The 20,727-nt window shown below is 36.0% G+C and carries 20 protein-coding genes and 1 other annotated feature (1 of these 21 running past the window's edge); of the genes, 5 read left to right on the top strand and 15 right to left on the bottom strand.

The features are described from left to right. Positions 1-71: a sequence feature (ribosomal protein L20 leader region), on the bottom strand; it reaches 69 nt to the left of the window's first position. A 55-nt stretch (positions 72-126) separates the two neighbouring features. The 8 genes from FC32_RS06960 to FC32_RS06925 form a co-directional block, all read right to left on the bottom strand. Further along, complete coding sequence (locus tag FC32_RS06960) at positions 127-801, bottom strand: DNA alkylation repair protein (RefSeq protein WP_025086967.1); 675 nt, start codon at positions 799-801, stop codon at positions 127-129. A gap of 65 nt (positions 802-866) precedes the next feature. Further along, positions 867-1,805, bottom strand: a complete 939-nt coding sequence (locus FC32_RS06955; protein ID WP_025086968.1) for a DMT family transporter — start codon at positions 1,803-1,805, stop codon at positions 867-869. A 296-nt stretch (positions 1,806-2,101) separates the two neighbouring features. Further along, a complete protein-coding gene (locus FC32_RS06950) occupies positions 2,102-2,689 on the bottom strand; it encodes a restriction endonuclease subunit S (RefSeq protein WP_235804344.1) in 588 nt (195 codons plus the stop codon). 266 nt (positions 2,690-2,955) lie between these two features. Then, positions 2,956-3,483, bottom strand: a complete 528-nt coding sequence (locus FC32_RS06945; protein WP_235804343.1) for a restriction endonuclease subunit S — start codon at positions 3,481-3,483, stop codon at positions 2,956-2,958. 36 nt (positions 3,484-3,519) lie between these two features. Then, complete coding sequence (locus tag FC32_RS06940; RefSeq protein ID WP_025086971.1) at positions 3,520-5,130, bottom strand: type I restriction-modification system subunit M; 1,611 nt, start codon at positions 5,128-5,130, stop codon at positions 3,520-3,522. Between the two features lie 23 nt (positions 5,131-5,153). Then, positions 5,154-6,341, bottom strand: coding sequence for a restriction endonuclease subunit S (locus tag FC32_RS06935; RefSeq protein WP_025086972.1), 1,188 nt, complete (start codon positions 6,339-6,341; stop codon positions 5,154-5,156). Positions 6,342-6,456: 115 nt separating this feature from the next. Next, entirely contained in the window at positions 6,457-7,023 is a 567-nt protein-coding gene (locus FC32_RS06930; RefSeq protein ID WP_025086973.1) for a restriction endonuclease subunit S, read from the bottom strand. An 87-nt stretch (positions 7,024-7,110) separates the two neighbouring features. Further along, positions 7,111-10,125 carry a type I restriction endonuclease subunit R gene (locus FC32_RS06925; protein ID WP_056957344.1) on the bottom strand — a complete coding sequence of 1,005 codons (3,015 nt, stop codon included), beginning with the start codon at positions 10,123-10,125 and terminating at the stop codon, positions 7,111-7,113. Positions 10,126-10,306: 181 nt separating this feature from the next. On the opposite strand from FC32_RS06925, the gene FC32_RS06920 reads away from it, so the two are divergent. Beyond that, positions 10,307-10,840: a restriction endonuclease subunit S gene (locus FC32_RS06920; RefSeq protein WP_025087060.1), complete on the top strand. Its 534-nt coding sequence runs from the start codon at positions 10,307-10,309 to the stop codon at positions 10,838-10,840. Here FC32_RS06920 and FC32_RS06915 read toward each other — a convergent pair. From FC32_RS06915 to FC32_RS06900, 4 genes are all read right to left on the bottom strand, one after another. Then, positions 10,837-11,769, bottom strand: a complete 933-nt coding sequence (locus tag FC32_RS06915) for a site-specific integrase (protein ID WP_025087061.1) — start codon at positions 11,767-11,769, stop codon at positions 10,837-10,839. The two genes, FC32_RS06920 and FC32_RS06915, sit on opposite strands and share 4 nt — an antisense overlap. Before the next feature lie 387 nt (positions 11,770-12,156). Beyond that, positions 12,157-13,134: a choloylglycine hydrolase gene (gene bsh, locus FC32_RS06910; protein WP_025087062.1), complete on the bottom strand. Its 978-nt coding sequence runs from the start codon at positions 13,132-13,134 to the stop codon at positions 12,157-12,159. Positions 13,135-13,136: 2 nt separating this feature from the next. Then, a complete protein-coding gene (locus tag FC32_RS06905) occupies positions 13,137-13,427 on the bottom strand; it encodes a P-loop NTPase family protein (RefSeq protein ID WP_025087063.1) in 291 nt (96 codons plus the stop codon). 3 nt (positions 13,428-13,430) lie between these two features. Continuing rightward, a complete protein-coding gene (locus FC32_RS06900) occupies positions 13,431-13,652 on the bottom strand; it encodes a P-loop NTPase family protein (protein ID WP_025087064.1) in 222 nt (73 codons plus the stop codon). A 555-nt stretch (positions 13,653-14,207) separates the two neighbouring features. Between FC32_RS06900 and FC32_RS06895 the strand changes: the two genes are divergently transcribed. After that, a complete protein-coding gene (locus FC32_RS06895; RefSeq protein ID WP_025087065.1) occupies positions 14,208-15,662 on the top strand; it encodes a helix-turn-helix domain-containing protein in 1,455 nt (484 codons plus the stop codon). A gap of 113 nt (positions 15,663-15,775) precedes the next feature. Here FC32_RS06895 and FC32_RS06890 read toward each other — a convergent pair whose 3' ends face one another. After that, positions 15,776-16,180, bottom strand: a complete 405-nt coding sequence (locus tag FC32_RS06890; protein WP_025087066.1) for a fluoride efflux transporter FluC — start codon at positions 16,178-16,180, stop codon at positions 15,776-15,778. Positions 16,181-16,564: 384 nt separating this feature from the next. Here FC32_RS06890 and FC32_RS06885 point away from each other — a divergent pair, with 384 nt between their 5' ends. The 3 genes from FC32_RS06885 to FC32_RS06875 all read left to right on the top strand — a co-directional run bounded on the left by FC32_RS06885 (position 16,565) and on the right by FC32_RS06875 (position 18,660). Further along, positions 16,565-17,560 carry a hypothetical protein gene (locus FC32_RS06885; RefSeq protein ID WP_156399013.1) on the top strand — a complete coding sequence of 332 codons (996 nt, stop codon included), beginning with the start codon at positions 16,565-16,567 and terminating at the stop codon, positions 17,558-17,560. Continuing rightward, positions 17,523-18,161 (top strand): ATP-binding cassette domain-containing protein, encoded by a 639-nt coding sequence (locus FC32_RS06880; RefSeq protein ID WP_056957342.1) that lies wholly within the window; start codon positions 17,523-17,525, stop codon positions 18,159-18,161. Before FC32_RS06885 ends, FC32_RS06880 begins: the two co-directional genes overlap by 38 nt. A gap of 190 nt (positions 18,162-18,351) precedes the next feature. Continuing rightward, entirely contained in the window at positions 18,352-18,660 is a 309-nt protein-coding gene (locus FC32_RS06875) for a hypothetical protein (protein ID WP_025087068.1), read from the top strand. Between the two features lie 247 nt (positions 18,661-18,907). Here FC32_RS06875 and FC32_RS06870 read toward each other — a convergent pair whose 3' ends face one another. Together FC32_RS06870 and FC32_RS06865 are read right to left on the bottom strand one after the other, a co-directional pair. After that, positions 18,908-19,375: a Dps family protein gene (locus FC32_RS06870; protein ID WP_025087069.1), complete on the bottom strand. Its 468-nt coding sequence runs from the start codon at positions 19,373-19,375 to the stop codon at positions 18,908-18,910. Positions 19,376-19,624: 249 nt separating this feature from the next. Then, the gene (locus FC32_RS06865; protein WP_025087070.1) at positions 19,625-20,713 is read right to left on the bottom strand and encodes a DUF871 domain-containing protein; all 1,089 of its coding nucleotides are present in this window, start codon (positions 20,711-20,713) and stop codon (positions 19,625-19,627) included. Positions 20,714-20,727 lie beyond the last annotated feature (14 nt).

The raw sequence follows: 20,727 nt of genomic DNA, 5'->3' as shown, positions 1-20,727 counted from the left end.
TTACATTTCATAATTCTGCCCCGGGACTTGCTTGTCCCTTAGGCGAGAAGCGGGAGCCTCTGCTTTTTTTCTCAACTGCTATAGCATACCACAACTTTTAGCGAGGGACAACTCTTTTTGCAAAATTTATTTTAAATACTTACTGCCTTCACGGATACTAAGTGGATTTAAGCTAGCTTGATGAGTCGTAATAAAGTCTTTTACCCAGTCAGGGGCAGTCTTAGAATAGTCGCGTAACGCCCAACCGATCGCCTTATTGATGAAAAATTCGGTGCTTCCAAGATTATTTTGGATGATTTTGGCTAAGAGTTCAGGATCGGTCTGCTCTTTTAACAACAACTGTGCTTCAAGGGCGATCCGGCGACACCAAAAATTCTCTGCCACGCTCCAACTAAGCAGTACTTGAGTCATCTCTGTTGGATAGCGCAAGTACAACTCGGTAAATAGTTTGACCAAAGTGTCGACCGTATCCCACCAAGACTTAGTCTCAACTAGTTCTTGTAGCTTAGATAGGTCGGCAAGAGTGAGATACTTTTTCATTTTTACTAAATAGTCACACGCGATGTACTGAAATTCACGCTGTGGCTTTTGCCAACAAAAAGTGACAAACTCCCAAGAGATCTCACCAGTAGTAGCAGCTTTAGCAAATATCTCTCGACACAATTGCCGGCGTTTAGGGGTCTTGATCCCCAAAAACTCAAACTGATCACGCATATAAGCCGCCATTTGTGCAGCCGTGGGTGGATCACCAGCTAAAATCAACGCATCTTCTAAGGTGAATAAATCATTTTTTGCTTTCATACATATCCCCTATTTATCCTGAGACTAAAAACTGGTCATAAAACATGACCAGTTAAAGTTTATTTTTAAAAATCTGCTTCACGATAGCCCGCTTCTTGCGCATTTTTACGGCCACGTTGCAAGATATAGATCGCAACAATAACTAAGATGATCCCCACAACTTCGATCCAGTTCATCTCCAACCCTAAGAAGATCACACTTAAAACAGCCGTGACCGCTGGTTGTAAGGCATCCATGATACTGATAACATCTGAAGGTGCAAACCGCGAACTGTAAAGCAACAACCCAAAAGGAATGATCGTTCCAAATAAGATCACGGTCGAAAGAGTTGCCACTAATGTTCCGGTGATCGCTGGATGATCGCTCCATACGGGATGATATAAATTAAATAAGATCCCGGCAATCAACGTTCCCCAGCCCAAGATCACGATCGGGGGATGATCTTTAGCAATTGGCTTAGGTAAAACCACATAAAAGGCAGCCGTGATACCCGAACCGATCCCCCACACGAGTGAATCAAACGGAATCGACATCTTGGTAAAATCACCCTTAGTAAGTGCTAAAACGACACCGACTAACGCAATGATAAACGCAAGCATATCCGTAGTAAGCGGACGTTGGCGCTTGATAAAGATCCCACCTAAGACGATAAATAACGGACTTAGATACTGTAAGATCGTTGTTGCCGAAGCATTACCGCGCTGGATCGAGATGTAAAAGGTCAACAAATTAGCCATCAGTCCAAAGACAGCATAGGCTAATAACCAACCAAAAGTTTTCCAATCAGAAAATACGCCAAAAGTTCGTTTGCCATACATAAACAAACTAATAATCAACAAAATCACACCCGCGCCAAGCGTACGGACCGATAAGTACCAGTCAGCCGGAATATTTTGATTTTGTGAAATAAACTGCACCGTTGTCCCCGAGATCCCCCAAACAGCAGAAGCGACCGCTGCCCAAAAGATCCCTTTCATAACGGCATTATTAGATGTTGTTTTCATATATTACCTATTACCTCCAATTATACAATTATATTCGGAGTTTGGATTTTTGGCAATCTCACATGTTAGAAAAAGTTACAAAAACTAATCTCTGAAATGGAAAGTAATGTGTAATCTTATAGTTACTCTTTTTGACGTTCACCTATATTGAATCAAGAATAGCTACATCTTGTGTACGATTTTCAAATTCAGCTTCCTTACCGTGAAAAATATGATATGTATATTTTTTAACAAATGATACAGACGAGCACATTTCCAACTACCATTCTAATAAATATCCAGTCATCACTTGATAACTACGTATTTAAGAGTCTATTACTTCTACACTGATGAAGGGTAATTAACGAATCTAGGCGCTTGAAGAGAGTACCGATTTTTTGTTGTTCAATACCTTTCGGAATTTTTATCATTATCCTTCCTAAATCTTTAGAATTAATTGCTGGGTAACTTGTTCCTGTACAAAAATTTAAAACAGTAGTTACAAATTTTTCTTCCTGTACACAGTTCAATAAAAAGTTGCTATCCACGCCGGAGTATGGTCGTAATTGCGCATATCCAGTAGAAAAAATATAATTATTATATTGTAATTCATATAAATAGTTGTTTTTCTGGTATGGTCGAACAGTTTGATAAAATACATCACCTTTTTTTGCCAATCTTTGAGCACGCGAAGGAGCACTTTCTTTAAGAGTTTTGGTATGCTTAATCAAATCCGTCCCAACTACACTGCCCAAATCAACATATTCAAAAATATCTGGTACTTTTTCAGTTTTAGGATTAATTTCTAAAATCTCTTTTAACTTCCGCAGTTCCCAAGCGTTCGTAACTTTTTTGAGAGAATATCTATGCGCTTGACACAAACTATCGCAGCATAAATTAAGCAAAAAATCGTTATGACATCACTTGATCTAAACAATGTCATAACGATTTGTGAATATTTATTACTACGTTAAAAATATACCCTCAAAAATATCTACAGCTATTTCTCTAAAAAATTCTACGATATTTTATGCAAATTAGCTACTAAAACCAAAAATTCTGCTTAGTCAAAATTGACAATACTACATACCGTCAGGCTCAAATTTACACTTACTTTACCTTATTACTTACAATATTTTACAGCATCTGCCTAAAATACTCCCAAGATCCTTTAATAGTTACACGATTTTAACTCACACTGATGAAGGGTAATTAGCTCATCTAGGTGCTTGAAGAATGTGCCGATTTTTTGTTGTTCTTCAAAATTTGGAATATTTAAGACTAGCTTTTTTATGATTGAACCAGATAAATTGCCTTGTCCACCTTGTAAGTATTTATCTGTTATCTTCTGTTTTTGTAGCTTTAACCACTGCATTATGAATTGAGAACTGTATCCATCACATGGCTTAATAGCTAATATCGCTTGATTAATCGCTCCATTAATTTTAGATATACCTACTTCACCACTAGTTGCTCCATATAACGCATATAAAAGGTCTCCCTCTAATACTAACTTTGCAGATGAATTTTCGAGACCTGATTCTGTCAAAAATAAAGCTGTCCCACTACTATTTATTTCCCCAGAACGAATAAATGGAATATTACCGTTGTAGTAACTGGAATTCCCAACTGATGGTGTACCACCAGAAAATGAATTTGCAATTTCCCCCAACTTCCGCTGTTCCCAAGCGTTTGCCACAGATAACATTACCCACGCTTTTTTTCAGTTGCTAACTTATTTCTTGAAATTTGCTAAAAATTCTTGGAGTTCTTTATCTGCTTCAGAGGTAGTTCCCACTAATTCATCGAGTAAACCATATAACTCATTTGTTGTCTTTTCGATCTCTGCTCTAGTTTCATTAATGTTGGTAACAATTTCAGTAAGTGGCACAACTTCTTCTTCCTCAAAAGTATCAACATAACGAGGAATATTTAGATTAAAATCATTTTCTTTGATCTCATCAAAACTTGCAACATGGGCGAATTTATCGATATCTTCCCGTTTAATATAAGCATCCAAAATCTTTTGAATATGCTCATCAGTCATTGTGTTTTGATTTTTACCTTTGTCGAACTCTTTTGAAGCATCAATAAATAAGACATCACGATTGGTACGATTCTTCTTTAAAATGATAACAGTCGTCGGAATGCTGGTATTATAGAAAATATTTGCTGGCATACCGATAATCGTATCGATCGCACCTTCTTCCAGTAAGTGTTTACGGATCTTACCTTCTGCGTTACCACGGAATAATACACCGTGTGGCAAAACGATCGCCATCACACCACCATTTTGCTTCAAATGATAAAAGCCATGAAGTAGAAAAGCAAAATCAGCTTTAGACTTAGGTGCAAGAACACCAAAGTTAGAAAAACGAGGATCTTGCAAAAAGCCCTTATCTGCACTCCATTTAGCTGAATATGGAGGATTCATCAAAACGGCATCAAAGTCAGTTGGTTCATCAGTTGGCCAATCTTTATCTAGCGTATCAGCATTGTGTAACTTTTGGTTTTCATTTGCAACACCATGAAGTAACATATTCATTCTAGCTAAGTTATAAGTTGAAGTATTTAATTCTTGCCCATAATATGAAATATACCCCGGTTCATTACTGTATTTTTTTGCATTTAATAACAGTGACCCAGATCCCATCGTAGGATCATAAACGGTAAAACCTCGTTGATTTTCTCTACCATGTATTGCAATTTGCGTCATTAACTTTGCAACGGGTTGTGGTGTATAGAATTCTCCTGCTTTTTTTACTGATTCTCCCGCAAATTTTCCGATAAGGTCTTCGTAGGCATCGCCAAGTAATTCACCAGAATGTCCAGCAATATCTAGAGTGGATAGTTCTTTCATGATCGCTGAAATCGTAGCATTTTGCTTTTGTGGTGTTTGACCTAACTTTTTAGAATATAGATCAATGTCTTCAAACATATTTTCAAAAATTTCGTTTGCTTGTTCAATATTTCTAAAACCTTGTGCTAGCGATTCTAATTGAAATTCACCTGTATTTATTTGATTTACCAATGCTGTAAAAGTCAATTGTGGTTCGATAGCATAGGCTATTTCCTCTTTTAAGATATTTAAAATATCTTCTTTTTGTTCTGGATCACTATATGCTTCTTCATAAATTTTTTGTGCTAATTGTAAGTCATCTGTTTCTTCTTCCAAAAGATTATTAGCAGTATAGAGTAGTACCTTATCCGATAAAAATTTATAAAAAACTAGCCCTAAAAGATATGATTTGTAATCATTGGCGTCCATTTTTGAACGTAAAATATTGGCGCTATTCCAGAGCGCTTGAGATAACGTTTGTGTTCTTTGTTCTTTACTGTTTGACATTATAATTCTCCAATCATTAATTTTTATACAAACATTTTTGATAATAGTGTTTTTTTCAATACTTTTAGGTCATCTAACTCACGCTGATGAAGGGTAATCAACTCATCTAAGTGCTTAAAATACTTAGCAATTTTAATTTGCTCATTAATCGTTGGAACACGTAAATATATTTTACTTAGAGCTGGAAATTTCAAATTCCAAGTATCAGACGTCAATCCTTGAGAATTGATTCTAAATAACCAAATAACATCACTTCGTTTAAAATATTGCGCAAAGAATTTAGAATAAATATCTTCTTTTGGCTTTAAAACAGTGTATGCTGGGCTTAAAATACCATTATATGGAGAATAGCCACTTGCCCCTTGCCACATTCGCATTGAATTATACGCAATATCACCAACACGTACTACTTTATAATTTGCCTTACTTGAGCTAGAAATATCTTTTCTTTCTAATTCACTAGCCTTAATAATCCCCGAATTAATTGTTACAGAAATCAACTCACCTTTTTCTGATCTTGATGATCTTTCTTCAAAACATTCTCCTATCCTTCGCAGTTCCCAAGCGTCCGCAAAGCCTGAAAAACGTATTTCCGGGTATTTTTCATCATTTTTTGGAAACATTTTTGACAATAATGTTTTCTTTAATACTTTCAAGTTATCTAACTCACGCTGATGAAGGGTAATTAACTCATCTAGGTGCTTGAAGAATGTGCCGATTTTTTGTTGTTCTAACTTATTTTGTGGAACTGTAGTTATAGCATTTTTTACATCATTGGAATTAATAGATTCAAAAGTAGAACCTGTTACAAATTTATTCCAATATCCACTATTCTTCATTTTTTTCAATAATTGGTATATAAAGCTTGATCCTGTCAAACTTGCTACGCCTCGACCAATAACAATATCATAATCAGTAATTCCAACATCGCCTACCGGGGCTCGTACACTTAAAAGAATATTACCCTTGAATGCTTTTTTTGTAATTTGTGTAGTCCAAACTCTCGGTACTACTTTACCATCTTTTATATCAGCATTTCCTTGAACGAGGATATAGTCCTTTGGATTATTAGTATAATTAGCAGAGTTAGGAGATTGTCCCATTGTAATATTTGCAACTTCCCCCAACTTCCGCAGTTCCCAAGCGTCTGCATTATCACCCGCAAATTCCCTAAATCTAACTTCAGGAATATTTCTTTTTTCTTCTTTCATATCGTTCTCCTAACACCATTTTTGATATCATATCTCCACAAAAAATCTCATTTTACATAATTGTTAATTTTTCTAACACTATTTTTGCATAAATATTTATATTTTAGCACAATGCCTATTCTTCCTTCGTTGATTGCTCTAAAATTTCTAATGTCATTTGATCATTGTATTTGATCAAATCTAAATATTTTTTTCTAACTGCTAAAAGCTCAGCGTAAGCTTGACCTATTTTTTGTTGCTTTTCGATCGAAACTTCAGGTATGGTCAGTTGTTTTAAATTATTGATTGGGATTTTTTGAACAAAACTACTGACTCCTTGAGTTTCTCGTTCCTTTTGCCTTTTCATCTGTCGATTTTCATTAAATAAATAGATAAAAAAACGTTTATCTAACTTATCATTTAGAAACTCCACTCTTAAAAAGTTCATCGTTAATATCTTTCCAACACTCTCTGGACTTACGATCGTTGCCTGTTGCTTCATATTGTTGATTATAACGTCACCTGCTCTTAACGTAAAATCACCCTTTTGTTCTCGACCTAGGATATTATTTGGCAAAGGAGTTCTCAAAAGATCTTTTTCAAAATCTCTTTGATCATATAAATTTCCTCGATCTTCATTTCTTATCCGTGAAGAATTGATACCCTGTGTGATCTCAACAAAATCTTTTAGTTTTTTCTTCATCTATTTACCCCTTAAAAAGAAGTTTAACTAAACTACAAACGCAATTGTAATTTAGTTAAACTTCAAAGTCAACGATCAATTTAAAAATTATCTCCTATTTTGTAAAGGTTCGATCACCTCATCGATAACTTTGGTATATGCTGGCTTGAGCGAACGTAAATACTTCAATTTAGGGAGTGCTTTTTCACCATAATATTTCTTATAAGCTTCATAGTCACGGGAATTATTGAGTTCTTGTTCACCTAATTGTCTCTCTTTTCCCTTGCGATAATTCTTGACCACAAAAGCAAGTTCATCATACCCGACAAACCACTCATCGGCTACCTTTTTGATCGCAGTTGCAATCGTCTCTTTGATCATACTGTCTAAAATATTTGAAACTGATTGTCCAACATACTTAGTTGGATCGATCTGGATATCGAGCCATAAATTATTGATGATCTGCGCCAAACCTGAATTACTTTTACTTAATTCAGCAATATAATTATCAACGGCGACCTTATCTTTTTCCGGAAGTTCCTTGATATTTTTTTCGTCATCAGGAATAAGTGTCTGGATCAAAGATAAGATGTATTCATAATTGATCTCATCTGTATGAACACTTTCTAACTCATACATAATATCTAACGGGATCTCATTTCCATCTTCAGATCCATCTGTTTCGCCACGGCGTTTTAATTCTTCGATCACATTTTCATACGTTCCGGATAGCTCTTCGATCATTGACGCCTGTAAGCCATACTCTGATAAAACTTCATCCTCATCGTATTCTGAATAAACTTGGATCGATGAAAAAGTTTTATCGAACTCTTGATATGCTTTCGCAAATTTTCGCAATCTTTCAGTTGAAGAGCTTTCTATATCGATCGCATTTTCAGGATCAAAAGTCACATATTCTAAAACACTTGTCACTTTTTCATCAAATTTAGCTCTCTCTTCTTTCCAAGTTGGTGCAAGTACATAATCACCCCCACCGTTAGAATATAATTTAAGTGCGTCATCAACAGATTCTTTGAATTTATCTGGTTTTTGAAATGTTACGATCTGTCCGTAATTCTTAAAACGATCGAATAAGCGATTAGTTCGACTGAAAGCTTGGATCAAATCTTGTGGATTCATCGGTGCCCGATCAATAAATAACGTTGACAAACACGGGGCATCAAAACCTGTCAATAATCGATTTACAACGATAACTAGATCCAATTGTTCATGTCTAAAACTATAACGTTCTTTTTTACGTGCTAGACGATCATTGATATCAGCATTATATGCTTTAATATCAGCTAAGGAAAAATGCGTTTTAAATTCATCATTATATGCCCTAAGAGCCTCTTTCATCTTATCTTGATTTTCAGAACTCTCTTCTTCGTTTTCAGTGACCGAATAAGTTATCGCAAATTTAGGGAAATCTGGTAAGGTCCGTTTAACTTTTTCACTGATTTTAAGCCTTGGCTCCTCACCATTTTTGATGCGTGTCAATAATTCAAAATATTTTTGAGCGATCGGAATACTTTTGACCGTCAAAATAGCATCATAAGTCTTACCGACACCATTTTGAAAACCTAATTTTCTTCTCGAATCATTGAGGATCGACCTTAAAACTTCTATCATGTGTTCTTCTTGTTCATAGACACTATCCGGAATAGCATCTTCATCATTAGCGTCTCCAGAAATAACAGTATTCTTATACTCGACTTGAAAACCCAGCACCGCCTTATCATGGATCGCTTCTTTAACGGTATATTCGTGCAGTCTTTTGCCGTATTGCTGCTCTGTTGTTTGGGCAAGATCACCCTTTTGTTGACGTTTATTTTCTTTAAAAATCGGTGTCCCAGTAAAACCATACCATAATGAATTAACAAAGAACCTAGTTAGATTTCGCTGGCGTTCGGGTGAGACTGAACGGTGACATTCGTCAACAATAAAAGCCACATTTAAGTTTTTGATCCTGTTATATTCACGTTGATATTTTCCTTCATCAAATTTTCGTAGCATCGTATTGATCTTTTGAATAGTCGTTACTATCACTGTTTTTTCATCAGAATATAAACGTTTGATCAAATTTTTCGTGCTATCAGTTTCATCGACATCGATCACATCATTTTCAGCATATGAGGTAAAACTAGATATTGTTTGTTGATCCAAGTCAGTGCGATCAACAACAAAGATCGTCTTTTGAATTGCCGGGATCTGTAACAAATTACGTGCTACTTTATAGCTCGTCAATGTTTTGCCTGAACCAGTGGTGTGCCATACGTAACCACTTTTTTGCTCCTTACTAGCTTGTTTGATCGCTTCGATAGCATGAACTTGGTACGGACGTAATAAGATCAATGCTTTTTTAGCATCATCAATCACGGAATATTGCATTACCATTTGATGCGCCCGTGGAATAGAGAGCACGTTTTCCGTAAACTCCAGTAATTTAGTGATCGGTTTATTGTCCTTATCGACCCACTTAGTCAAAAATTGATCATTAAGCTTGTTTTCCCTTGATGCTGCAATATAGCGAGTATCACGACCATTTGAAACAACAAACATCTGTAACGTTGAATATATCCCTCTAAATTTACCTTCTTTATCATATTTTTTAATTTGTCTAAAAGCATCCATAAATGGTGCAGAGTGATTCTTTAATTCGATATGTATCATTGGTAACCCATTGATCAATAAAGTCACGTCTAAGCGCCGATCTCGATCTTCTGTCGCTACTTTATCACGAACTACTTGATTAACAACCTCGTAGCTTGATTTTCCTCCTGCAACATTATCACGCCACAAAACTTCCAGCCTGATCGTTCCGAGGTTAGCATCTTCACGCTGGACTTGAACTTTGGCTATCCCATTTTCGCCTGCGATCCATTTAGCCGCATCATAGTAACTATTAAAATTAAGTTGATTTTTGATCTGATTTTTTTCCTGCTCGGTCAATGGTACTCCATCAAGCCGAGCTACATTATTTTGTTCAAGTTTCTCAAAGAAATTCTTCCATAACAACTCTTCAGTCTTTATATCTGGCCTGTAAGTCCACTGGCTTTCCCCTTGCGTAAGTTGTTCGATCATATCATTTTCTATCTCTAATTCAGGTGTATATTTACTCATCTTTACCACTCCCCACCACAAAATTTCCATAGCTATTATAGCATAATCACACTGAAATTTAGACAAATTACAAAATATATATCGATTTTTCTTAATTTTTACTGACGCTTGGGAACTGCGAAAGCTAAGTAATATACTCACTGAGAGGAATGTACAACATCCTCAAAATGAAGAGTACACTTTGGTTTCATTTACGGTTGAAAAAGGAGTTACTCCTAAAACAGAGCGTTATGAACGTGAACAACTTGTTCGAGGAGATAAATCTGCTAAAAAATATAAAGTAACCGAGTTAGATGATATAGTCTACAATCCTGCTAATTTAAAGTTTGGTGCAATAGCACGTAATAAATATGGTAAAGCATTGTTTAGCCCAATTTACGTAACATTTGAAGTAAATGGCTTACTTGCTCTTCCTGAGTATGTTGAAAGAGTTGTTACACGACAAGATTTTATTCAGTACTCATTGCGCTATCAACAAGGGACAGTATATGAACGTCAATCAGTTAGCCCTGAGAATTTGCTATCAATAGATATTTACTTACCTTCTATTGAAGAACAAAGAAAAATCGGTCAAGTATTTGATTCTTTAGATAATCTCATTACCCTTCATCAGCGTAGGTCTAAGATTCAGCATATCTCATCTGATGCTGTAAAACTTGATTTTATGCAGTTTATCTTTAGTCACGTAAACCATCCTCATGAAGTAAAATGCTAATTACTTAGTCCAGATAGCGAACGCATGACTAAATCAACGTCTTTGTTTTCCAATTCTGCAATAATATGCAAGTATGTTTTTTGAGTTGTTGTCATACTTGCATGCCCCAATCTTCGAGCTACACTGGCAATGGATACCCCTGCAAATAGTAATAACGATGCATGCGTATGCCGTAAACCATGAATCGTTATTACAGGGATCCCCACATTTTTACAATGTCGTTCTAAGCGCTTGTTAGGTGTTGAATTCCAAACTTTACCTTTCACAAAAATCGGTTCGTCTTTTGGTAACCCCTTTAATAACTCGGTAAACTGAATCACCGTCTGCCAATCAATTTGAATTTTCCGATTAGAGGTAAAATTTTTAGTCGGCATAAACCCAGTATCATTTTTATAATCCCAGGTCTTATTAACGCGCACAGACTGATGTAAAAAGTCGAAATCATCTGGTGTTAGTGCTAGTGCCTCAGAAAAGCGCATCCCCGTTTTAGCGATCAACAAAATCATCCAATCCCAATTAATTGTCGGACCTAAATCTAAATCACTTAGAAGTTTGTGAACTTCAAACTGATTTAAAAATTTTTGCTTCTTTTCTCGGGGCGTTTTTCCCTTGATGATCGCCTTACGTGTTGGATCACGTGCGATCCAGCCTTCATCAACCGCATCTAAAATTGCTGCTTTTAATTGGTGATGAAAGTCCATTGTTGTTTGGCGTTCGTGATACTTAGCGTAATCATTTAGCAACTGCTGGTAAGTTGTCCGATTTAATTGACACATCTCCAAATCTGGAATCAACTTCACGAGCCATTGTTGTGTCATTTTGTATTTTTGCATGGTTACTTGACGGATCGCGCCTTCTTTATAAATCTTGATCCAACGAGCATAATATTCATGAAACAATTCGTGTTTAGTATTCTTAGTATTTTCCATTCTTATTTCCCCCATAAAGTATACTCATGAGGATGGCTTACGTTACTAAAGATCAGTTTTAGTTTACTACTAATTTACTAATTTTTAGCTATCAAAAATACTTCCTTACCTAAATAAGCAATGTCAATGGCAGATAACCTGTGTACTAGTGCGGGCGTTTACTCAACTTATATAATGCTAAAAATAATATGCTTGATCACAAAAAGACTAGTAGACTTCAACTACTAGTCTTTTTATCTATATACTTATTGGATCTAACTTTAAAGAGAAAAATATCGTCCTTATAACCATACAAATATATCTCTTTGCGTAAAAAAACACTCCCCACATTTCTGTAGGAAGTGTTGTCCGGTTCAGCCATATCAGTTGACCGACACCCGCATTTTTTTAATTAGCGTAATTGAAATGTTGTGTTTGACTCAAGGGATAAAGGGTGAACTGTTCACTTTCTAGATCGGCTTTATGCATATTTAAAGCTGTGATCTGACTATCTTCATACGTCTTATAATATAAGATCCCTTTATCTTTGTTATAACAAGCAGAATAGATCGTATATTCATACTTTCCTTCGCTCACTTCACAACAGCCTCGTTGTTGTTCGATCGCACTTAAAATATGGAAACCTTGACTGACACTAGAACTTTCATCTGTTTCACAAACTGAATGTGCTTTAACAAAAGCTGCTTTGACAAAACGTGAGCTCGAAGTCAAATCGCCTGGAAGACCTAAAGTTCCCATCCCACGACTGTATGCTGGTAGATCAACCGTCGGATCAAAAGTATTTTCAGGCGTTTTAGCCGATAGGCCTCGATAATTGTTCAAATTAAATAGTTGCTTATCAAACGTTGGATTATTGGTCATCACACCCACGGGATCATCATAGACTTTCATGCCATCAGCCAAAGTCTCGACCACGATCGTATTATCTTCACTGTCACTGATGATCCAGTGCAATGGAGCTAACGGTAGATCAGCACTAAATGCTTCATTGACTAAGTTGATCTTAGTCAACATTTCCTTAGCTTCAGCCACGTTTTTACATTGTCCTAAAATGTATGGAATAAATTCAAATGGAGTCACATTATCCATCGCATGATCAAAGTCATAAAAGACGGCATTGCCTTCAAAGTTCAAACCAGCCATAGCTAAGCCATGCTCGTTGACGGCATCATAAATAAGTGGCGTATTGTCAAAAACGGAAGTCAAACCGACCATTGCATAGTGTTTGCTCAAAGCCGGTAATTTTCGCAATTCAAAAACATAATTACGTGGGATGATGATCGCTTTTTCACCATAAGAGAGCTCATAATCAAAATTTCTCCCAAAATAGTGATCCTTTGTTTTAAATGATACTGCAGTACACATATCTATTTCGCTTCTTTCTGTAATTTAGTCAGAGTTTTTTCGATCCAACAAATGATATTTTGGACCCCTTGATTATCCTTTAGATCAGTCATCAAGATCGTCGCTTGTCGTTGTTTAGCTGCTATTTTAGCCCGTAACTTAGCTAGATCAACTCCGCGATATATAGCTAGATCGATCTTATTTACTAAAAACAAGTCAGCACTTAAAGTTGGTCGCACCTCACTTGCATTAGCATCGATCAAATATAGCGTTGCATCTACTGGGATCAAATAGCGACTCGGTCTTTCGATCAAAGCCTAGTTAATTTTACCACTAAGACGCAATTGATCCAACTCGTCTGCCAGCCCTATATTTAAAGGTGAGACGTAATTTAGATCCTCTACTGTAAAAACACCATCACTTAACGTGGCTAGCGAATAGCGCTCACTAAGCATCGCCTGGATACGTTTGATCAATAAAGTTTTGCCAGCACCTACTGGTCCACAAATGCCTAGTACCAAAGTTTCATTCTTAGTCATTGCTTGCCCCCATGTTAGATCACGGTCTAGCTATTTGGATTTAGCCAACTATCACCGTCTTTATGAGGATATACATTGATACTTGCACCGTGCAATAACAACTAAACGTACAATAGTTAACGTAAATTATCAAATCAGCCTGACACTCTCATGCCTTACAAGTAATAATCTACGCCATAACACCGCCTAAAAATATTCTTTGTTTTTATTTGATCTCAAAAAAACGTGTTTTTTCCTTAAATATCAAACATTTTCTTTACTCAAAAAATTTAGATTCTCCGTGCAAAGCTGTTCATTTTCGATGGTTCGTCCCCCTTTTAAAATCAAATCAAGCTAAAAAAACGCCAATTTATATAAATTAAAAAAATTTCTTGTTTCGTCATTATTTATAATAAAAATAACTATAAAATTATGAAATATAACACTTTTCAATGAACCAATTATTGGTCGTGCGCAACTTTAAAGCAATATTGCCAAAGTTACCAAAATCATTATATAATTTGATTGTTTAAAATTTTATAAGAACTTAAGATTTATCATTGGAGGGGATCTACCATGCATAATGAACAACTCTTTGATCATAAGAGTCTACAGATCTATTCTTTATTACTATTGCTACATTTACATAATAATCACATCCATAAATCTGAGCTCTGTCAAGCACTCAAGATCACTTCTCCGACCTTAAGTCAGCTGACCGAACAGATCAATGGATTTGATCCCCAGTTATTGACTATAACACGCCATGAGATCATTTTGGATCTTCCTTATAGCAGTCAAGCAGTTCAGAGTTTAAATAAACAGATCTTATCTTCATCATTACGCTTTCAACTCTTAGATCTTTACTTTAAACATTCAACGTTGACCCGTGAAGAAACAGCGCGTGCCTTAAATATCAGTTTGACTTCTACTAATAAATTGATCGGTGAATGCAATGAACTTTTACGCGAATTTAACTTAGAGATCAAACAAAATATGCTGCGTGGTACTGGATCACAGTTCTTTTATTTTTATTTTAATTTTTACTGGAACAACCATGCTAAAAGCACAGCTCTAAGAGAATTTGTTATTTCTGACCATGGTTTTAAAGCGTACGCCAAAGAAAAACTTGGTTCTCAGTTGAGCATCATTCAAAATGATCAAATCAGTCTATGGCTATCTTTACTCAGTAATAAACATGAATTGATCCAAACTTATTTTAGTAAACAAAAGTCAAGTACACTATTTTTTGAAGTTAAAGTGACTCCACTTTATCAAGCTTTAACAAATTATTTCAAGCAAAATTGGTTTTTTTTAGATCACGATCTAGCTGAATATTACAGCTATTTGACGTTTATTTTTTTAAACACTTATAATATCATCAGTTATCCGGTCACTGAGATAAATTCATTGTTTAAACATTCAAAATGTCAGCAATTACTTGAACAGGTCACGACGATCTTGACAAATAGCTATAATTTCAACAATAATTTCAATGCTTTGCGCAGCAGTCTTTATTTTACGATCAATAAGCTTTTATTGCTTGACGGTTACTATTACTCAAATACTATCCTCAATCTTGAAGCAAAAAAGGAAGCCTCGCAACCTTTCGAAGAAAAAGTTATCGCTGAGATCTTAAATATCCCGCTAGCACAAAGCTTTAACCTCAATACTTATAAATTACAAGCAATCCGTGATAACCTCAAAATGATGATCTATCCTCATAAAAACATGAAGCGCCGTTGCATCAGTATCGGAGTCGTCTCACAGCTTCCGATCGCAACGCGCTATGCATATATCACTGAGATCCAAAACATTTTAAGTAAAGGGCACAATATCTCAGTCAATGATTATCTTGAACAAGCACACTATGATCTAGTGATCACTGACTTTAATCTCCAAGATCTCGCTAGCTTTAAAGCACCGATCCTATATTTAGATGACCTAGAAGTGCCAAATAATGTAAAATTGCTCGAAGAGGCGGTCTCCCGGCTCGAAAGTGAAATGTACCAACCTTTACTTTTAAACTAACAAAATGACCTCCACTAGCGTCTAAAGCGACGTATTGGGGGTCATTTTGTTAGTTTAATTTTTGCGCTCAAAGATCATATACGCGTGCTTTCCATTATAAGGATGGCGACTGGTCAATTTGCAAAATCACTAAATTTTGTTTTTAAAACTACTTTTAGGCCTAAGTAAACAGCTAACAGCCCTAGCAACATATTAAGAGCGATGTATAACAATCCCACTACCACCTGCGAAGCATCAAATAAATTGACGATCCCATCAGCAACATCAGCAAATGAAGAAAAGGTCGTTAAACCACCACAAAAACCCGTTGAGGCCAATTTGCCAAATTCAGCTGAAAGTGTCTTTTTAAATAATCCAGCTGAGATCAACCCGATCAAAAAACAACCGCTAACATTAACGACTAAAATAGCGAAAGCCTCTGAAACACTAAGTCCGATCAAGGTCTCACAAACATAGCGCAAGGTGCCACCAAAAAAGCAACCACAGCCAACAAGCAATAATTCTGTTGATTTTTTCATTTTTCAACCTGATCCTTATCTAAAATAGCTTTCCAAGAGCTAGGCCTAAATAGACACAAACTAAGCACAACACCACACTACCACACCAATAAAGCACAGCATGCCCTGTTTTACCTTGTTTGAAGTACTTAAATAGACAAGGCTTTACCTTCTTTGCAGTTCTGGTAATAAGCTTTCTAATTGTAGGCTTGATGTATTTGGTAAGCTTAGCTCCCACTAAAGAACGCTATTTTTCGCTTTCGCTTTTTTGCTTACTTGGCGGGATAAAAATATTTTTTCTTACTCACTTTGATCACCTTTTTTGCTCCACTAGGCTCTTTACTAACAGGTAACTGTGGACATAAAGGTCCTGAATTAAAGAAATATGCTGAATTTTTTCCGTATATGATCGGGAGAAATGTAGTTGATGACCGCAATAATACTACTGAACTAGAAAAGATCTATCAAATAGCCGACAGCCAAGGCGCACTTTTGTTAAATGATAGTGGCTCTAGCTATAAGCAACCAAATACCGTTGCCCGTGAACTTACCAGCGTCATTATCAACACTAATTACTTGAACCTTTATCCTTTAAGAGATGTTCATAATAAAAAGATCATTCCTGATCCAGCATCCCAAAAATTAGTTTTGGTTTTCCCTGATACACCTAAAGATTTAGTCACTAAACGACTCAAATATGAGCAAAGAAATGATCCGATCGCACAAAAATATGGTATCAAAGTCTTTTACTCAAACCCTCGATCCAACCAGAACTTTAAAAATATCGTAACTGGTAAAAATATGGCAAATGAGATCATTATGATCGTTACTCCAGGAAACATCGAGCACGGTCTTACGCAATACCACCTCAATATCTTATCTGGCTTTGCCAATGATAGCTTGCTTTTACCACTTAAAAAAACTTCTTTAGGCAAACTGTCTCAGCAATGGGAGCCGATCCTAAAAAAATATAATTTAAGTGATAATGTTGCCCAGTTGATCCGTTATGATCGTGGTGAGCTTGAAGAGCTACGTCAAGGATTTGGTGATCTGTTAGCGCATTTTTATGAGCAACTTTTGCTCTGGCTGATCGTACTTGCGCTTAGTTTCTATTCTTTGCTCAGTTTTTTTAAGAAAAACCGCACTCAGATCGAACTAAAAAATACGTTTGGTTATTCACGCTTGCGAAATTACTATCCTTACTTAGTAATGCTTGGGCTCCAATACATCGTAATGCTAGCTTTTTATCCAGATCAAAATATTCCAAAAGCGGTATATCTTGTCGTTATTAGTTTGTTTTTTGTGCTTGAATTTTTCATCTTAAATCTCTTTATCAGTTACTTAGAAAGTGAGGCTAAAAAAAATGTCAAATGCTCTCATCTGTGTAACAGATCTGACTAAAAAATTCAAAAAAAAGTGCGTTTTTTCAGATCTTTGTGTAAATTTTCCGAAAAATCAGATCACTGTGATCTACGGTAAAAATGGTTCCGGTAAATCAACGCTCTTAAAGATCTTAGGCGCGATCGAAAACTATCAAGGTAATGTCTATTTTAACGGGCAAATGCTTCCCAAAGTTGGGTGCCACAAAGCTACTTTATATCGGCGCAAAAATGTCAGTTTCATCTTTCAAGACTATGGTTTGATCAAAGAAGCTACGATCAAAGCAAATTTAGAACTTGGAGTTGCTTATAGTAAACTCAAACATCGAGAAAAAATCAATAAGATGCAAGCAGCTTTGGCAGAAGTTGGTTTAAATTATTCCTTAAAGACTAAGGTTGCCGTCTTATCTGGTGGTGAACAACAACGGGTCGCTATCGCTCGAGCATTGTTAAAACCTGGTGAACTCATCTTAGCCGATGACCCCACCGGTTCACTTGATCTTGAAAATCGTTCACTCGTCTTTTCCTTGCTCCAAAAGCTAAAGGAAAAGGGTAAAACGATCATTATGGTCAGTCATGATCCATATTTTGAGCAGGTCTGCGATCATATCGTCAAACTTTGATACCTATTGAACTATTAAACATCTTGCCTTAAGAAATATAGTCTAAATAGAGTGTCCAACTTTATGGGTTCACTTCACACGCTTTTCAGATTTTTTGATTTAGAAAACTTGCAACATCTTCACTTTTTGAGTAAAACTTATCACAAAGAAACGAACGGAAGAGGAGCGCCGTAATAAAAGAGGCAGTGAGTTGGATACTATGAATATAAACGAATATATACTTTTAACAGCAAAAAACAATATGCTATTAAAAAACTCAGTCATTGATATCGCAACAATTATGGGACATACACCCACTCATCCTATCTCTTCACATATTTTTTGCCTAGAATTCAATTTCACTCAAGAAGATCACGATAAAATACTTTTAAAACTAAATTTATTGTCTGATAAAAAAACTTTAAATTTAGCAAAAATCCGCTCAGAACTAACAGTTGTGTCCCCGAAACATCAGAACTATTCGAAGAAATTTTTAAAGGTATGCTCAAGATATTTTTAAAACAATTTGACATACCTTTAACCATACCCGAACTAAACTAAAATAATTCAGCGCTCGTTTTTCGAGCGCTGTTTTTCATATTGCTCTAAAACACTTTTCCCGCGCTTATATTTCACTCCATCAGTAGACTCTCTAAAATCTCGCAATTCATTTTCTAACCTGTCTATTTTTGTCTTTCTAGCTATAAGATTTTGAAGTACAAAAAAACATCACGCTATCAAGTGATACATGATGTTTCAAACGTTAGCTATTTATCGATCCCAGGTGCTTGATCTAATTCAGCACTTACCATCCAAATTTTCTTTTCGATCTCAGTTTTAAAACCGATAAAGATATCTTGCGTACTGTAATCTTTTTCCTTATCGCTCACTTCGATCCCTTTTTGATATAGCTCTTCAAGATAGCGATAGCCGGCTAACAATTTACTTAAGTGTTCCGCAATCGTTTTATCATAACTTCCTGGTTCGTCTTTGATCCCCGTATGCTCAGTCATTTCACGAAGTGTTGAATATGGGGCTCCGTCAAGAATGATCAAACGCTCTGAGATCACATCAAGTTGATCATTGATCTCATCCATAAACTGATCCATCAAGGGATGTAACTTCAAAAAGTTAGTGCCACGCATATACCAATGTGTTTGATGAATGACCATCGACATTTGGCTCAAATCTGCAACAAGTTGATTCAAAACTTTTTTTGTTTCTCCATACTTCATGTAAAATTCCTCCCAAGATAAATTAGAATATTTCTACATAACTCACTATAACATTAATTTATCAGAATTTCTAAAAATTGAACTGGAAAATCAAGACGCATTTATCAAGATATTTTTCCCAATAAAATAACTAATCTTAAGCTAGTTACCCCAATAATATTTTAGCAATTGACCTAGTTCTGTCATAAAAAACATTCACTTGATCTTCTCTAGCTTGTTTGCACATCACAAAACACGCAAATTAAAGGCTCAGTTTTTGAGAACAAAGCTAAATTTAGTCCACGGCTTAACAAAATCAAGTAACATCAATTCTTCTGGCAAGATCTTGCCCACTAAGTTCTTACGTGGATCTTGATGTGGTTCTAAAATTATCTGCAATTCATTTTTATACTTACCAAAGTCATCATTTCCGATCACTACATCCCCCACTTGAAATTCTTGCCTATTATCGTGTGGTGGATTAGCAGCATTAGCATACTTTACCCTTACTTGCGTTGAACGTACCGCATTTGCTGTAATATCACCACGTCTAAAGTGCATCGGATCAGCTACGATCTTTCGCTCGAGCTCTGTTGCATTAGAGACAAATTCGATCCCTAAACTCAATTTATAGCGCTCACTAGTTGCTAACTGTGCTAATTCTTCATCTGATGCATACGCATTACCAATAATCACCGTGTCGATCAGACCGGTCGCAAACAGGTGTCTTGCTTGTAATTCAAGAGACAAATGACGATGCATCTCTAAAGTCGGCAAACCATCATTTATATCCCATGGTCCAATTTTTGCCTTTTGACTGGTCACAAAAGCGGCAGTTTTGATCCCTTGGCGCTTGAAACGTTGACTACAACTGACAAAAAAATCATAAGGCAAGGCCGAACCCGCTTGCGGATAAAAATTATGACACCCATAAATGAAAGGTTTGTTGGCCTCATACGATAAAATATTGTCTAAATATGCCACATCATTGCTCATATTGAGTTCAAGCGCTAAACCTTCAGGATTGTAACTCAGCATTGCTTCCTTACTGCCATCGAATCCTTCATCTAAGCGAATACCATCTGCACCTAATTTAGCGAAAAAGCTGAGGTCATCATAAGAAATACCTAGTTTGTCAAAAATCGTTGGTGCAATATCTAAGATCACTTCAAACCCCAGTTTCTTGGCATACCCGATGATCTCACTGAATTTTTGACTAACTTTTGTCTTATTGTTTACCTCTAGCATACTGATAAAAAGACGGGTATATCCTAATTTTGCAGCCTTTTTTAGATAACTCTGATCAGCCTGAGGATCACTGTGGTCAGGATAGATCGAAATACCTAATTCACGTTTCATCTTTTTCTCCTTCC

The sequence above is a fragment of the Ligilactobacillus apodemi DSM 16634 = JCM 16172 genome (assembly GCF_001434405.1).
Taxonomy (GTDB): Bacteria; Bacillota; Bacilli; order Lactobacillales; family Lactobacillaceae; genus Ligilactobacillus; species Ligilactobacillus apodemi.
Note: the sequence above shows the minus strand (reverse complement) of the source record. Positions and strands in the feature narration are given on the sequence as shown.